Source organism: Segatella hominis, assembly GCF_019249725.2.
In the GTDB taxonomy this organism is placed as follows: Bacteria; Bacteroidota; Bacteroidia; order Bacteroidales; family Bacteroidaceae; genus Prevotella.
On sequence record NZ_CP137559.1, the window covers coordinates 1,585,710 to 1,602,604 of the forward strand.

A 16,895-nucleotide genomic window follows, 5' to 3' on the forward strand; every position below is an offset into this window, starting at 1 on the left:
AACATGCAAAAAAGCCAATATTCATTCCTTTTTCGAACAATCATATCGGTTTTCTTGCATATTTTATATCGGTTTTAGATATATATACACATCTCACACAAAATATCCTTTCAGAAAAAAATCTACAAGGACCAAACATTCGATTGACGAGGACCTATTTCGATTTCTTTTTGAGTCAAACCAGAAAGCTTCAACTTCAGGGTTCGTGGCAAGGCATTGACAACTTTCAACCAAACCTTTCCCGACTTACTGTCCTTCACGACACTGACACCTACATAGCGTTTCAAGACCTCAGGCAACTGTAAATCTGAAGCTATATAAACATCGCCACAATGAACAGAGAACATCTTTTGCACGTGATAACTTTCAGTCGCGCGTACCTTATTATTATTAAAGTACATCATATCCGGATTCCAGTTGGCATAACCTTCCTTACAAAGCAGAGGTGCATAAGAGGTCATTTCCACCACATCGCCATTACGTTCCACATTACAGAGATGAATACCTTCTGCCAAGGCACGATCCACCTCATTGTTTCCATTGGCTGCATATTCACCGAGATATACCTTAGGCATGCTACGGTCATAATGGTCGTAATAGTCCTGATGATTGATAAACCAACCTGGTTTTTCGTAATAATGCTCATCTACCGCATCTATATACAGTCGGTTTTCCTTAGCAATCTTCCAACCTTCCATATAATCTGAAGAAGGATAATGGAAAGGACCTACCGTTCCTATCACCTCGATATCAGGATATTTCTGCTTCAAGGCCTTGCATATCATCAGATAACGTTCCTTGAATGTCGTAGAAATCAGGTCTTCGTTTCCGATTCCAATCATCTTCAGATTGAAAGGAGCCGGATGTCCTGCATCAGCACGCATCTTGGCCCATGAAGAAGTGGCAGGATCTCCATTCGCCCACTCCACCAGGTCGAGTACATCCTGTACATACTGTGGCATCTGTTCCATCGGAATACCTCCCTGCTGACCGCAGAGTCCTTGCGCATTAGACTGAGAATTCTGACAAGGTACGCCAGCTGCCAATACTGGCAATGGCTCTGCACCCATATCCTCGCACCATTGGAAATACTCATAGAAACCGAGTTGTCTGGTCTGATGATAATTCCAGATATTTCTGGCTGGTTTGCGATCCTTCAAAGGTCCTACCGTTTCCTTCCAATGATAGATATTGTCCAGACCCTGTCCATGCAACATACAACCGCCAGGAAAGCGTACAAACTTCGGTTTGAGTTCTGCGATTTTCTCTGCCAGATCCTTGCGGAGTCCGTGACCTTTATAAGTATCATGAGGTTTCAGACTCACGAGATCAATACCCACCTGAGTCTCTCCCTTTGGAATAAGGGCCAAGCGGATGCCTTTACCCTCTTCGAGATTTCCCTGATATTTATCAGTAATGGCCAGTTGCGCCTTATATTCAGACCACTCATTGCCAACAACCTTCACCTTAGCCTGTGATATAACACCCCCCGCTTCATTAACCAAAGCTACCATGAGTTGCTTATTCTTTCCATTCAGGCAACGAGCATACAAACTCACGTCATAATAAGAAGCAGCATGCTTTCCTTCCTTCTTCGCATCACGAGCACCTCGCAGGATAGAAATGCCATCCCATCCTATATTATAAATAGGTGTAGCACCCAACACCGCATAGTGAGGATTATTTTTGCTCACTCCGTTTTCTACGGAAACAGAAGACAAGTCCACTCCCTGCCAAGCAGTCGTTGCATTCCACGAATGCTTTCTATCATCCTTGTTGTATTCAAAATCACCGTTTTGAAGAAGTTCGGCACACAGTCCGCCATCAGCAGCCCGACTGATATCTTCAAAGAAAATACCAATCAACTTATCTGAGATACGCTTCGTTTGTTTTCCGTCAACCACCAACTTCGCCTCTATCCTGTCGCTCTCATCCATCTGGGTAAGAACAGCCTTTTCACCATGCATGTCAACCAGTCTGTCATTATATTCCTTGACAAGCGCAGCCAGTTCTTGATTGTTTTTTGGAATCTGACGGTTATTTTCCCGATTCTCCTCATCCAAGGCCTTAAACCAAGCACGGATATAATTCAGGTGAACAGCAGGTATTTCAAACTCATCACCCTTCTGCATTTTACCATTGATCAGTACCGAATCCTTATCCCATAGGATTTCATCGGCAGAAGCTTCCAAGGAATCTTCCACAAAAGTACGGAAATCCTGAGAAGCCTGCACATAGCGTTTTCCCTTTGCCGTCTTGATATAGATATCAAAATTACCATCATCCATCTGGTAAGCAACAGGTGATTTCACACCTTTCTCGGCCACAATGGGATAATCCTGCGGACGCCATGTCACCAAATCTTCGGAATAAGCCACAGCAAACTGCGGAAATGATTCCCCCACACTCCACAAGGCACGCCAAGTACCATCATTGGCCTGTACAACAGAGGGACTGTACATCTTCTTCCCCGATCCCCAAGGACCATAATCAGAAGCACAAAGTTGTCCCACATCAATCCATTTTTCATTATCTGTCAGATACGCTAAATGTAATCCCTGGGTAGGATCAGGAGAATACAAGAACACCTGACAGGTTGTATCCTTACCCATCACGGAATAGGCAGGGGCATTCTGCTCATCCCAGAAGGCAGGATTACCCACCTTAGGATTCAACTTGCCACTCGCCATCAACGAGGTAAAGGAAAGTATAGCTGTAGAAGCCAATAAAATTTTATGGTTCATATTCATTGATTTATGTTTTTAATAAGAGATATATCTACCAAAAGGGGGCCGAGTGCATCACTGCGCCCTGCCCCCGACCAAATTAGAGAGTTATAAAAAATCAAGTATTTGTTAAGCTTACTTGTTTCGCTTACAAGTATAAGTTGTTTGATACTTGTATTTCTTCTTAGTATGGGTCAGCCTTGTCTGTAATAGCTATCAGACTCAGACCTCACCCCCTACTTATAATATTCTTTTTTGCCAGCAGCAAGGGTATTCTTCATCAAAGAACAAATCGTCATCGGTCCTACACCACCAGGAACCGGTGTGATGAAAGAACATTTCTCTGCTACTTCATCAAACTTCACATCACCATTGAGACGGAAGCCGCTCTTTTTAGTTACATCCGGTACACGCGTTGTACCCACATCGATTACAACTGCACCCGGCTTCACCATATCAGCCGTTACGAAATCCGGTCTGCCGATAGCAGCGATGATGATATCAGCCTCACGACATTCCTCCTTCAAGTTCTTGGAATGAGAATGACAGACTGTTACCGTAGCATCACCATACTGCTTTTGCATCATCAGTTGAGCCATAGGCTTGCCAACGATATTGCTACGTCCGAGCACTACGCATTTCTTGCCACTGGTCTCGATATGATAATGCTGCAACAAGGTAAGAATACCCAATGGAGTAGCAGAAATGAAACAAGGAAGACCGATTGCCATTCTACCCACATTGACAGGATGGAAACCATCCACATCCTTGCGATAGTCTATCGCCATCGTCACCTTCTGTTCATCAATATGCTTAGGCAAAGGCAACTGTACGATGAATCCATCCACATCATCATCCTGATTGAGTTTGTCAACGCAAGCCAGAAGTTCCTCTTCTGTTACGTCATCTTCAAATCGGATTAGCGTAGATTTAAATCCACACTTTTCACAAGCCAAGACCTTGTTTTTCACATAGGTCTCGCTACCTCCGTCGTGCCCCACGAGCACGGCCACGAGATGAGGTTGCTTGCCACCTTGCGCTACTATCTGCTTCACCTCCTCGGCTATCTGTTCCTTGATGGCGGCTGCCGTCGCCTTTCCGTCGATTAGCTGCATTTGATTCAATATTAAATGTTAAGTATTTAATCACATTCCCGGCATCTTAGGCATACCTGGCATACCCTTCATGCGGCTCATCATCTGTGCCATCTTGTTGCCAGTCATCATCTGCATCATCTTGCGAGTCTGATCAAACTGCTTGATGAGCTTGTTCACCTCCTGGATATTGGTACCAGAACCCTTGGCGATACGCTGACGGCGACTGGTATTCAGGATGCCAGGATTTGAGCGCTCCTTAGGAGTCATACTCTGAATGATAGCCTCCACACCCTTGAAAGCATCCTCAGGGATATCAACATCGCGGATAGCCTTGCCGACTCCAGGAATCATGCTGGCCAAATCCTTGATATTACCCATCTTCTTGATTTGCTGAATCTGAGCATAGAAGTCATTGAAGTCGAACTGATTCTTGCGAATCTTCTTCTCCAACTTCTTAGCCTCTTCTAAGTCAAACTGCTCCTGTGCACGCTCTACGAGTGAAACGACGTCACCCATACCGAGGATACGGTCTGCCATACGGGCTGGATGGAACACGTCGATGGCTTCCATCTTTTCACCAGTACCGATAAACTTGATAGGCTTGGTTACCACAGTACGGATACTGAGCGCAGCACCACCACGGGTATCACCATCAAGTTTGGTAAGTACAACACCATTGAAATCCAAGCGATCATTAAACTCCTTCGCTGTATTGACAGCATCCTGACCAGTCATGGAGTCAACAACAAACAAGGTTTCATCCGGGTGCAAATGATTCTTCAGATTACTGATCTCATTCATCATCTGCTCGTCGATGGCAAGACGGCCGGCAGTATCGACGATGACCACATCATTGCCATTGGTCTTAGCCTGCTGGATGGCATGATCAGCAATCACGCATACATCCTTGTTGTCAGGCTCAGCATATACAGGAACTCCCACTTGCTCACCTACCACCTTCAACTGGTCGATAGCAGCAGGACGATATACGTCGCACGCTACGAGCAATGGTTTCTTTCCCTTCTTGGTCTTCAGCATATTAGCGAGCTTACCACTGAAGGTAGTCTTACCAGAACCCTGCAAACCACTCATCAGGATAATGGCAGGATGGCCTTCGAGCTTCAAAGGAGCCTCTTCGCCTCCCATCAACTCGGCCAGCTCATCGTGTACCAACTTCACCATCAACTGTCCTGGCTTCACGGCAGTAAGCACGTTCATACCCAGCGCCTTTTCCTTCACAGAGTTGGTAAACTCCTTGGCAACCTTAAAGTTAACATCGGCATCCAAAAGTGCACGACGTACATCCTTCATGGTTTCAGCCACGTTGATTTCAGTTATCTTACCTTCACCTTTCAATATTTTGAAAGAGCGCTCTAATCTATCACTTAAATTTTCAAACATGTTTAATTCTTCTTTATATTTTGGCTACAAAATTACAACTTTTTTCCGAAATTCCATGTATAATTTATCATAAAAAACACCAATTCAAGAACATCATGCCTTGTTTTTTGGGCAATCGAGTATATTATAGCCATTTTATCACCTCTATTTCAGGGATTCCTTTTCATTTTTCTCCAATTCCGGGACACTTTCCTCTTCTTTTTTCATACCGGGAGGAGAAAGCTGTATCTGCTTGCCCGTAGCCTGTTCATAGGCAGAGACTATCGGGTCTTTCTTGTCATATTCACCCAATATTTTCCGGGCATTTCGCAGATGTTTCTGGTCGCGACGACCACGACTGTCCAACATATTCCCCAAGTCAATACCGATACCAGTAGTTCCAGAACCTATCATACTTGCAGCCTGCTGCACCTGGTCTTCCATATCCTTGACATGCTGCTGGTCTTTACCCCAGACTTCCACAGTTCCCAACTGTGTACTCTCAGGAATCAGAAAAACCGTATCAGGCAATTCCTTCAGATAAACAGTCGTCTTCAAGAAGCCCGACTTAGAAACCGTAGCACTATCAAACTGATATTTCATAGACCAGTATCCCCGATAGTCCGTACGCGCCCAATGGTTATTGTTGGTATGGATAAGAGCCTCCCTGATAGGCACATGATCCTCCGCATTGGCAACAACACACGTCTTCTGCGCCATCACCTCCACGAACATCATGAATGTCACCAAGAACCATATAATCAATCTCTTCATAATCATAACTTTTAGTTATCACAAAAGTACATAATTACTTGAAAACGACCAAACATAAACACAGAAGTTTAAAAAGTTTAAGGAGAATTAAGGGAGAAAACACAAACTAAAAAAAAAGAGCAAGGTCGCCAAAACGCCTTGCTCTTATATACGATTCTATCAATCACGATATGATAGAGAATTCCTTATTCATTTTCAACCTCAGTAGTACCACTTTTCTCAATACGTTTAGCCTCCTCAAGCAACTTGATGGCATCCACATACTGAGCAATACCCTGAGCCACTTCCTTGGCAGCCTTCATGGCCAAGACCACAGTCTGAGGACGATGCACCACATCACCGCCAGCAAAGACACCACGGCGGGTAGTCATACCAAACGGACGATCTACGACCTTGACATAGCCCTTTTCATCCACCTCAATACCAGCTGTAGTAGAAACGATACGGTTTGCAGGACGAGAGCCGATAGCCAGATAGATTCTATCAAATTTCTCTACCTTCTCCCCATCAGGAGTATTCAGCACACAACTGCCCAAGCGTCCGTTCTTACCTTTCAGGAAAGCCTCAACAGTAGTTTTCCACTCAAACTTCACACCTTCTTTCACAGCATCCTCATATTCGCTTTGAATAGCAGGCATCTCCTCCTGAGTCTTACGATAAAGCACTGTCACATCAGCACCCAGACGAATAGCCGTACGGGCAGCATCCATGGCCACATTACCGCCACCGATTACACCCACCTTCTCGCCATCACGCAAAGGCACCATATCTCGTGTCAGGGCACCCTCATTGTAAGCATTCACATTATGGAGGAAATAAGTACTCTGACTTACACCATGCAACTTGCTTCCAGGAGTAGAATCCATATTCTGAGGCACATTCGTACCCGTTCCCATAAAGATCGCATCATATCCTGCACGGAAAAGACTGTCAATAGTTACATTGTTCTCGCCTACCATACAATTGGTAATAAACTGAACGCCCAATGCCTCGATCTTGCTCACCTCATCGCGCACCACACTCTTTGGCAGACGATACTCAGGAATACCATACATCAAGACACCACCCGGTTCAGCCTGACCTTCAAAGATGGTTACATTGAAGCCCTGACGTGCCAAATCACCGGCAACCGACAAGCCAGCCGGCCCCGAACCGATGACAGCCACACGACCACGAGTCTTCTGAGGAAGTTTCTCACGAGACAACTTCATCTTCGTATCGAAATCAGCAATAAACTGCTCCAGTTTACCAATCTGTACCGGTTTACCCTTCTTGCCCAAGACACAATGACCCTGGCATTGCTTCTCATGAGGGCAAACACGTCCGCAGATAGCAGGCAAGTTACTCTTTTCATTGATGATAGACATGGCAGCTCCCATATTACCCATCGACAACTCGTGTACGAATTCAGGAATGTCATTTTCTATCGGACATCCTTTACGGCACTGTGGGACCTTACAATGAAGACAACGCTTAGCCTCCTCGATTGCCTCACGGGTAGAAAAGCCCTCGTTTACAACCTGGAAAGCAGCTGCTGGCTCATTGGCAGCAGAAACAGGAGCATCCGTAGCCTTGTTATTCTGTTGTTCAATCTGTTCACTCATAATATTTTTCTTTTTTTGATATTGAACTTCACTACTCTTCATTTAGATAGTTTGCGGGTGCAAAGTTACGAATCATCAATGCTCCTTGATTTCAATATCCTCCCTTACATGGTTACGAATCTTCGTCAGGAAGAGCTTCATGCGTTTGGCATCCTTGTGATCGATGATATCTATCAACTCTGCCAACTCTTCACGTATCTGAGAAACCTGTCCCGAAGTATAAGGATTGAAAAGGATTTCCTGCAAGAGATAATCATCCTCATTCAACACACCCTTGGCTATCTGCATGTGGCGCTTAAAGGTAGTACCAGGTGCATCTTGATGCTTCATCACAGCCGCAAAGGCAAAGGTGCTGACAAAAGGAATACTCAGCGAATATGCCACCGTCTGGTCGTGCTCATCAAAAGTATATTCATGCAGGCTCAATCCCAACTTCTGATACAAGTCCTTAAAGAAGATCTTGCCCATGTAGTCGCCCTCCTTGATGATGACCGCATTCTCCTCTGAAAGTTGATTCAGATTGGCAAACGTAGGACCAAACATCGGGTGCGTACTGACATAGCGGAATCCGCTCTTCTCATAAAACTCCTGTAAACCCGTCTTCACGGAAGCTATATCACTGATGATACAATCCTTCGACAAATGAGGCAACACCTCTTCGAAAGCAGACAAAGTATATTTCACCGTCACCGCATTGATGACCAGTTCCGGACGAAACATCTCTACTTCCTCCATCTTGGTGAAACGGTAACAGTTGTAGGTAAAACGAAGGCGCTTAGCATCCTTCTCATACACTGCCACCTCATGATCGAAGCTGAGCAGGTCGATGAAAAAACTTCCCATCTTACCTGCTCCCATGATTAATATTCTCATTTTAATTCTTCACTCTTCGTTCTTCACTCTTCACTTAAATATTACTTCTGATTCAAAATTTCCAACTGCTGGCGAACACTTTCCTCATGGATATGCTCGAAGATCTGGGCAGCAAACTCAGAGCTCATACCACAAAGGGCAGCCTGTGCACCGCGCTTGTCCAGAATTTCATTGTAACGGTTGGTCTGTACGATGGTCATATTGTGCTCCTTCTTGTAAGTACCAATCTCACGGCAAACACGCATACGCTTAGCCAAGAGATCCATCAACTGGTTGTCCAACTCATCAATCTGACCACGCAACTGATGCAGACCTTCAGTAGAATAATGCTCATCACGAACCACCAAGAGACTCAGGATGTAATCCAGAACATCAGGAGTAACCTGCTGCTTAGCATCACTCCAAGCATCATCAGGCTGGCAGTGACTCTCCACGATCAAGCCATCAAAACCAAGGTCCATTGCCTGCTGACAAAGTGGAGCGATCAAATCACGACGACCACCGATATGGCTTGGATCACAGATGATAGGCAACTGTGGAATACGGCGATGCAACTCAATAGGAATCTGCCACATAGGAAGATTTCTATAAATCTTTTTATCAAAGCTGGAGAAACCACGATGGATAGCACCCAACTTCTTGATACCAGCCTGATTGATACGCTGGAGAGCACCGATCCACAACTCCAAATCAGGGTTTACTGGGTTTTTCACCAATACTGGTACATCCACGCCTTTCAAACTGTCAGCAAGAGACTGCATCGCAAAAGGATTGGCAGAAGTACGTGCACCAATCCATAGAATATCGATACCATACTTCAAGGCCAGCTCCACATGCTCAGGTGTAGCCACCTCAGTAGCAGTCAGCATACCGGTTTCCTCCTTCACCTGCTTCATCCAAGGCAAAGCAGCCTCACCATTTCCCTCAAAACCGCCTGGTTTGGTGCGAGGCTTCCATACACCAGCTCTAAACATATGGCAACCCTTGGCAGCCAACTGTCTTGCTGTTGTCATAACCTGCTCTTCTGTCTCTGCAGAACATGGACCTGCAATCACACAAGGGCGTTCCTGATCACTAGGAAAATTCAATGGTTCTAATTCTAATTCCATAGTCGTATATTTTAATTGTTTTTATTTCTTTTCAAACACACTCTTGATTCTTTCAAGCGCCTCCTTCATTTTCTCATCCTTAGCACACAGGCTGATACGGACATAGCGTTTTCCGTTGCTTCCGAAAATAAAACCAGGGGTGATAAACACACGGGCTTCATGGAGCACCTTCTCCGTCAAATCCTCTACATCAGCATATTTCTCCGGTATCTTTCCCCAGAGGAACATACCCACCTGATTCGGATCGAAAGTACAATCCATCACCTTCATGATTTCCTCTGCGATATCACGGCGACGGCGATAGTTCACGATATTATACTCATGATGCCATTCATCGCTATTCGTATTGAAAGCCTCAGCAGCAGCCAACTGAATACCACGGAACGAACCATTGTCGATATTGCTCTTCACCTTCAAGATCCAGGAGATGAAAGTCTTGTTGCTGGAGATCATCGCCACACGCCATCCTGGCATATTATGGCTCTTGCTCATAGAGTTGAACTCGATACAGCACTCTTTTGCCCCTGGCACCTGCATGATACTCATCGGATGCTCATTCAGCACAAGCGAATAAGGATTGTCATTCACCACCACGATATCATGCTTCTTGGCAAATTCCACCAATCTTTCGTAAGTTTCCATGCGGGCATTTCCACCCGTTGGCATGTTCGGATAGTTGGTCCACATCAACTTCACGCGACTCAAGTCCATCTTCTCCAAAGCCTCAAAGTCCGGTTGCCATCCATTATCCTCGCGCAGATCATAATAAGTAATCTTGGTACCCAATATCTTATTAATGGCAGTATAGGTAGGATAACCAGGGTTTGGAATCAGCACCTCATCGCCCACATTGCAGAAGGCAAGCGTAACGTGCAGGATTCCCTCTTTGCTACCGATAAGCGGCTGAATCTCAGTAGCCCAGTCAAGATCCACATTATACCATCGCTTATAGAAACCCGCCATTGCCTTGCGCAACTCAGGTATGCCCACGGTAGGCTGATAACCATGTGCATCAGGACGCTGTGCCACCTCACACAATTTATCAATGGTCTGCTTAGAAGGAGGCATATCCGGACTACCGATCGCAAGACTGATAATATCCATTCCTTCGGCATTCAACTTGGCCACTTCCTTCAGTTTTCTACTGAAGTAGTATTCTTGAATTTCCGTTACTCTATTCGCTGGCTGTATCATTTTATCTAATGTTTATTTTTAATGTTCAATGTTTCATGTAAAATTGCAAGAGCATACGAATTCTTCACTCTTTCTCCTCATATTCACCCAACACCTTGATTTTCTTCACCAGAGGAGTAATAGCATCAATACTCTGGCGGTATCGGGTAAGGTTGTCGAAAGTCAAATCGACATAGAAGAGATACTCCCATTCGTGTCCGATATTAGGCAAAGACTGAATCTTCGTCAGGTTGATATCATAGAAACTCAAGATGGTGAGCACTTTGGAGAGAGAACCCTTGTCGTGAGAGAGGCTGAACACGATGCTCGCCTTGTTGGCTTTCTCTATCGGACGAAGCAGTGCAGCCTTCTGCGGATTGCAAACCACGAGAAAACGGGTAAAATTGTGCGGATTATCGTGGATACCTTCCTGCAGCACCTTCATGCCATACATCTGAGCAGCATAAGAAGAGCAGATAGCCGCCCACCCTCTCACATGGTGTTTAGCAATATAAGCAGCCGAACCCGCCGTATCCTCAGCCTCCACCGCCTTCAAGTCGGGATGGTTGGCAAGAAACTTACCGCACTGCATCAAAGCAACAGGATGAGAGTGAACCTCTTGGAGCGTACTCCAATCATCCTCCGGAAGACAACAGATACTATGTTCGATGTGCAGCCTATGCTCACCCACCACAGTAGTACCACTCTGTCGTAGCAACTCATAGTTGTGAAGCAAACTGCCAGCAATGGTATTTTCGATGGCAGTGATGCCGATGACAGTAGGATCACGCTTGATGTTCTCAAACACCTCTTCGAAGGTAGCACAGCAAATCAACTCTATCTGCTCGCCCTCGAAATACTCATGCGCAGTAATGTCATGAAATGATCCTAACTCACCTTGTATTGCTATTCTCTTCATTGCCTCTTTTTCTTTTATTAGTTTGAATATCCTCAAGACTCATCCAGAAGAAGACTCTTACGAAAAACGGTCCTGCTCCATATAGAGCGGGACCGTTTCGATAGATTTCTTAATCTTATATCCTAAGTTGAAATTTACACGCAACTTCCCGCTTTACAATTGCTTGCAAAGTAAAAGTAAAAGCTAAAATAGTACGCATTAAACTTCATATTCTTTCTTGTTTTAATTGTTTGATATTATACGCTTGCAAAAGTAGTGTTTTTTTCTGATACCACCAAACAAATTGATAGTTTTTTCTACATTTTGCTTATATTTTTCGATAAATTCCCTACTTTCAACCGATTTTTATCATAAAAATACGTTTTTTATCTACAAAACTTGTATTTTATCTGCAATGTTCCTTACCTTCGGCTTTAAATTCACCGGTCACAGCATCAGCCTCCTGAGGATTCATTTCCAGGTAACTCTGCATATCTTTCTCCGCATTCACCTTGTCACCCTTGGCCAGATAGATCGCACCACGCTCTTTGAAAGCGATGGCAGAGAATGGGTTCACGTCTATTACCTTATTATAATAGGAGATAGCATCATCCATCTTTCCTTGAGCCAGCAGAATACGAGCCTCCAGGAGGAGCACCTCCTCAACAGGCTCCTCCAACTGTTCAAGAAGCCAGGCAGCATCTTCCTCAGCACCCTTCACATCGCCCAACTTCAAAAGCGTTTCACCACGCAGCAATCTGGATTGTACCGCCTGCGCCAAACCCTCCTGCAGTTTTTCAGCCAAAAGAATACTCTTCGTCAGCATGGCAATGGTATTGATCACATCACCCTGTCCCAGGCAAGCCTTGGCATAAAGGAACAGCAGGTGAGCATCATCCTTGTCGATGAGCATCCCTTTCTCACAGGCATGTGACATCGCCCCATAATCCTCCATCATATAAGTCACCTCAGCCATACGAACAAAAATCTGCTTGTTATCCGGCTGAGCCTCCGACAATTTGCGAAGCTGATCATAAGCCTGCGCGAGTTCACCTTTCTGGATAAGAGCCAGAGAAAGAAAATCACGCACCTCCAAAACCTCCTGGTCCTCTTTGGAAGCATCCCCCTCTTCATCTACCTGTTTAGCCTGCAAAGCATTGGTCAGACACTTGATGGCATAATCCATCTGTCCCTGATGCATCGCCCGCACACCATCATATTTCAGCACCTCGAAATTCTTGGCAGACTGATCTTCCTTCTTATCTTCAGACGACTCACTTTTGCCGCCAAAAAAACGCTTAAAAAATCCCATAAAGTCTATGTTTAAGTCAATGATTATTTTAATAAAAAACACGTTTAAATTCCAATTCTACTGGAAAAACCCTTGCAAAAGTAATGTTTTTCCCCGATTATTCCAAATTTTCACATCAATACTTTGTCGTTTTAAATAATATTCATACCTTTGCAGTCGAAAAAAAAAGAAGAAAATTAATTTTAATTTATATAATTTTTCAAAACAAAGAATAATACGACGACATGAAAAGTTTATTTTTGATGATTGCCACCTTGTTGGTTAGCGGATTCGCAAAGGCACAAACCAACGCACAGGTCCTGTATGATTTCGGTACAGACCGTAAGTTCGTAACCCTCACCCTTGAAATGTTCAAGCAGGACAAATGGGGTAACACCTATTTCTTCGTGGATCATGATTTCAATCTGAATCAGATGACAGACCCAAATACGGGCAAAAAATACGAGCACAACATGTCACAAGGTGGAACTTATACCGAGATTTCTCGCGCCCTCAACTTTTGGCAGAACACTAAATTGAAGAATTTAAGTCTCCATGCCGAGTATAATGGTGGTATTTATAAGGATTATCCCATCAACAATGCATGGCTTTTCGGTGTAGAGTATTTCATGCACGACAAGAGTTTCAAGAACACATTGACACTCCAGGCACTCTATAAGACGATTCGCAAAACAGACCAGAATGTCCCAATGCAGTTTACAGCAGTATGGGGTTGCAAGGACATCTTTGGCGTAAAAGGTCTGAACTTTAGCGGTTTTGCCGATTTCTGGTGGGAGAACCACAGTTCATTCAAGGACAAGCATGGCAATTTGAAATATAACGATAAGGGCGAAGTAGCTTACACCCCCGAGCACACCGTCTTCACATCAGAGCCTCAGCTTTGGTATAATGTAGGTCAGCACTTCGGCTGCAACAATCTCAGCGTAGGAGGCGAAGTAGAGATCAGCAACAATTTCGGTTCCAATGCCGGTTTCATGGTTCGTCCATGCTTAGGCGCCAAGTGGGATTTCTAACATAAAAGAAAGTTTCATATAAACAATGAAGCCTGCCAGAGAAAATCTGACAGGCTTCATTGTTTATATGAAAAAGCAACGGCTTTTCTATCAAATTGTCAGAAGCAGAACTTATACCAAGCCCACCACCAAGCCCACCAGCAAGGCGGTCCCATCCCGCACAACCTGGCGAGGGCTCTGATGCCCCGCCAACCTTAGAGCGAAGCGGTTCAGAGCGACGGGTAGGAGCGGTTACATCCCTCTCTTCTGAGGAGAGAGGGCTTGAGTGAGAGGTGGAGCCCTCTTTGGAAAGAGGGACGGGGTGATTCGAAAAAATTGAAATTCAAAAGAAACTTATTCAAAGTGTCTTTTATCTGAGAAACCAATTCCCTACGATGAGCAACAATCCAAACAGTCTTTGAGGGATGTTCCCTCAAAAACGATTCTACGACCGAAGCGAGTAGAACCGTTTTTCCTGTACCTGTCGGCATTTGTGCCATTACGGACCGATGAAGGTGCAACGCCTTTTCAATCCGTTCCTTCATATCCTCTTGGTAATCAAATAGCTTGAAGTTCTTCATATAAAGGCATATAATGAATATAGCATCCCCGCTATATTACAAGCAGTGACACCTAACAGTATTTTCAAAAGTTATATTGTATCTTTTTTTATAAAAGAAGATAAGCCAACAAGATAGTCAGAACTTCATCAGAAGCCCTACCCATCTTATCGTATATAATTAAAATAAAAAATCTAATTTTTTTGTGTTTTCCAGATATCTAGATATTTATAGAATTTGTTGTCGTCCCCATCAGCTTAAGTGCGTAAATGTTCATTTCCCCAGCTCTCTATGGTATCTAGAGTAATACTGCCATTATCGCACAACTCAAAGCGCCAGCCGACAAGTAATCGCAATTCTGTTGCGTAAGCCCTCCCAGCCAGCCCCTTGCGGGCACAGACTCCGCTGGCTGACTAAAACTCTGGCGGAGGCTATAGCGCACCATCTGCTAACTCTCTCATTTTCTGCGAGTTTTCAACTGGTCTATCTCACGCTTTTTCTGCAACAACTCCTCACTCATCCGTTCTCTTTCCTCACGAAGTTTCTTTGTTTCTGACTTGATTTTTAAGGTTTCCTGCATTATTGCCTTATTCGCGTCCTTCAAAGAAGCCACAGCTGATTCCAAGGCAGCAGTCTTTAGTTCCAACTCTTTTGTTAGAGCTTGGTGAAAATCAGCCAAGGACGCATGTTTCGACCTCTACGATTCTGGTTAAAGTCCTGCATCACCTTTTCGAAATATTCCTTTGTTTCCATAATTCTGATTTTTAAGAATTCGGATGCAAAGGTAAAGTCGTAAATTCTGTAGATGATAGTATGGTATTGCCAGAGCTTCCTGAAGAGAAGAAGTATTCTTCTATCATGAAAGCTGCCAAGGCGATTGTTGCTACAGTAGAAGCTGACGCTGCAACTGCCAATATGCCTGCAGTCAAGGAGCGTCTCAATATGCTGAAAGAAACTATTGAGGATGCAGAGATACGCAGTATAACTTCTAAAGATGAAGATGCTCGCATTGGGCATAAGACAGCAAATTCTTCATTCTTTGGTTATAAGACGCATATAGCAATGAGTGATGAAAGAATTATCACCGCAGCTACCGTCACTTCTGGCGGAAAGGGCGATGGACAGCAGTTGCCAGCACTCATAGAAAAGACTGAATCTGCAGGAATGGAGATTGATGCTATTGTTGCAGATACTGCATATGCTAGTAAATCAAACATAGAACTCACAAAATCCAAAGATATAAAATTGGCAGCTCCATTGAATCCTTTAGTAGAAAAAGGAAATCGCCAAAATACGCTCAATTTTGAATATAACAAAGATGCAGATATGTATGTTTGTCTTGCAGGACATATGGCTGTAAGGAAGTCTAGGGAATTCCGTACAAATGATAAAGCTCATAAGAACGATAGATTCCGTTATTTCTTCGATATCGACAAATGTAAAGTCTGTCCTCTGCGTAATGGCTGCTATAGACCTGGAGCAAAATCTAAGTGCTTTAACGTAACAATAAAGACTGAAGCTCAGAAAGAATTACTTGAATATCAGAAGACACCTGAGTTTGCTCAACTTCAGAGGAAACGATACAAGATAGAGGCCAAGAACTCGGAACTTAAGAATACCCTTGGATATGATAGAGCACTGTCATATGGTTTGTCGTGCATGGAAATGCAGGGCGCATTGACTATTTTCGCTGCAAATGTCAAAAGAATCCTCAAATTAATGCATAAAGCATAAGAGAGAGGATATCCTCATGAATATGCCCTCATATAACCCTCTGTAAGTCGTTATAAAGGTATCTAAGCCATTGTGTCAGGCAGAATAGATTTAAAATCTGTCCGTCTGAAAACTGCTCAGAAGTACAGTAACTGGCTGCTTTTTTATTTGTTTTTCCAAAAACAGGCACCTTTTTCAGTGCCCTCGCGAAGAGGGGGGCCTTAACCCACTCCCAAGCCCTCGCCCTTTCCAAAAGGACAAGGGATGTAACCGCTCCTACCCGTCGCTCTCAACCGCTGCGCTCTAAGGTTGGCGGGGCATCAGAGCCCTCGCCAGGTTTCTTATGCGGGATGGGACCGCAGGGGAGCTATAGCTGATTTTCAAGTTCATCCACTACATCGTCTCTCAGGGTTTGAGGGACGGTGGCTGCACTCATCATGATGCGTAACAGGGAGTCTTTTAAGAGTTGCTCCTCTTCCTTTAGCTCGGTGCCCACAAATTTCAAATTCCGTAATAGTACGAGCCTCGTGTATATATTCGCAATGCTCTCCAAAGTTAATGTGCCATCGTGATGGGGTAACTTCGAAAGGGTACGGGGATTCATCTGTAGAAATTTGGAAAACTGACGGATGGAAGTGAAACCCCATCTCTTCTCTATCTGGCGAATTTCTTCGGCAGCGGTGG

The 16,895-nt window shown here is 44.3% G+C and carries 13 protein-coding genes and 1 pseudogene; 2 read left to right on the forward strand and 12 right to left on the reverse strand.

Annotated features, from left to right (window positions below):
- Nucleotides 1-122: 122 nt before the first annotated feature.
- The 10 genes from KUA50_RS06590 to KUA50_RS06635 all read right to left on the reverse strand — a co-directional run bounded on the left by KUA50_RS06590 (nucleotide 123) and on the right by KUA50_RS06635 (nucleotide 12,946).
- Nucleotides 123-2,744, reverse strand: a complete 2,622-nt coding sequence (locus KUA50_RS06590; protein WP_256624216.1) for an alpha-L-arabinofuranosidase C-terminal domain-containing protein — start codon at nucleotides 2,742-2,744, stop codon at nucleotides 123-125.
- A 218-nt stretch (nucleotides 2,745-2,962) separates the two neighbouring features.
- Entirely contained in the window at nucleotides 2,963-3,841 is an 879-nt protein-coding gene (gene folD, locus KUA50_RS06595; protein WP_218456671.1) for a bifunctional methylenetetrahydrofolate dehydrogenase/methenyltetrahydrofolate cyclohydrolase FolD, read from the reverse strand.
- A gap of 30 nt (nucleotides 3,842-3,871) precedes the next feature.
- Entirely contained in the window at nucleotides 3,872-5,224 is a 1,353-nt protein-coding gene (gene ffh / locus KUA50_RS06600) for a signal recognition particle protein (RefSeq protein WP_218456672.1), read from the reverse strand.
- A gap of 144 nt (nucleotides 5,225-5,368) precedes the next feature.
- Nucleotides 5,369-5,977, reverse strand: coding sequence for a hypothetical protein (locus KUA50_RS06605; protein ID WP_256624217.1), 609 nt, complete (start codon nucleotides 5,975-5,977; stop codon nucleotides 5,369-5,371).
- Nucleotides 5,978-6,162: 185 nt separating this feature from the next.
- A complete protein-coding gene (locus KUA50_RS06610; protein ID WP_256624218.1) occupies nucleotides 6,163-7,581 on the reverse strand; it encodes an NAD(P)-dependent oxidoreductase in 1,419 nt (472 codons plus the stop codon).
- Nucleotides 7,582-7,656: 75 nt separating this feature from the next.
- Nucleotides 7,657-8,454, reverse strand: coding sequence for a prephenate dehydrogenase/arogenate dehydrogenase family protein (locus tag KUA50_RS06615; protein WP_118117107.1), 798 nt, complete (start codon nucleotides 8,452-8,454; stop codon nucleotides 7,657-7,659).
- Nucleotides 8,455-8,495: 41 nt separating this feature from the next.
- Nucleotides 8,496-9,563 carry a bifunctional 3-deoxy-7-phosphoheptulonate synthase/chorismate mutase type II gene (locus KUA50_RS06620; RefSeq protein WP_118117106.1) on the reverse strand — a complete coding sequence of 356 codons (1,068 nt, stop codon included), beginning with the start codon at nucleotides 9,561-9,563 and terminating at the stop codon, nucleotides 8,496-8,498.
- A gap of 21 nt (nucleotides 9,564-9,584) precedes the next feature.
- Nucleotides 9,585-10,757, reverse strand: a complete 1,173-nt coding sequence (locus KUA50_RS06625; RefSeq protein WP_218456673.1) for a pyridoxal phosphate-dependent aminotransferase — start codon at nucleotides 10,755-10,757, stop codon at nucleotides 9,585-9,587.
- A 64-nt stretch (nucleotides 10,758-10,821) separates the two neighbouring features.
- Nucleotides 10,822-11,655, reverse strand: coding sequence for a prephenate dehydratase (locus tag KUA50_RS06630; RefSeq protein WP_022111264.1), 834 nt, complete (start codon nucleotides 11,653-11,655; stop codon nucleotides 10,822-10,824).
- Between the two features lie 385 nt (nucleotides 11,656-12,040).
- Complete coding sequence (locus KUA50_RS06635; RefSeq protein ID WP_218456674.1) at nucleotides 12,041-12,946, reverse strand: tetratricopeptide repeat protein; 906 nt, start codon at nucleotides 12,944-12,946, stop codon at nucleotides 12,041-12,043.
- 224 nt (nucleotides 12,947-13,170) lie between these two features.
- Here KUA50_RS06635 and KUA50_RS06640 point away from each other — a divergent pair, with 224 nt between their 5' ends.
- On the forward strand, nucleotides 13,171-13,959 hold the full coding sequence (locus tag KUA50_RS06640) for a DUF5020 family protein (protein WP_218456675.1): 789 nt from the start codon (nucleotides 13,171-13,173) through the stop codon (nucleotides 13,957-13,959).
- 209 nt (nucleotides 13,960-14,168) lie between these two features.
- On the opposite strand, the gene KUA50_RS06645 is transcribed toward KUA50_RS06640, so the two are convergent.
- Nucleotides 14,169-14,519, reverse strand: coding sequence for a DEAD/DEAH box helicase family protein (locus KUA50_RS06645; protein WP_218456676.1), 351 nt, complete (start codon nucleotides 14,517-14,519; stop codon nucleotides 14,169-14,171).
- A gap of 436 nt (nucleotides 14,520-14,955) precedes the next feature.
- A complete protein-coding gene (locus KUA50_RS06650) occupies nucleotides 14,956-15,144 on the reverse strand; it encodes a hypothetical protein (protein ID WP_218456677.1) in 189 nt (62 codons plus the stop codon).
- Nucleotides 15,145-15,284: 140 nt separating this feature from the next.
- On the opposite strand from KUA50_RS06650, the pseudogene KUA50_RS06655 reads away from it, so the two are divergent.
- Nucleotides 15,285-16,232, forward strand: a pseudogene (locus tag KUA50_RS06655) (transposase); the annotation flags it as partial.
- Nucleotides 16,233-16,895 lie beyond the last annotated feature (663 nt).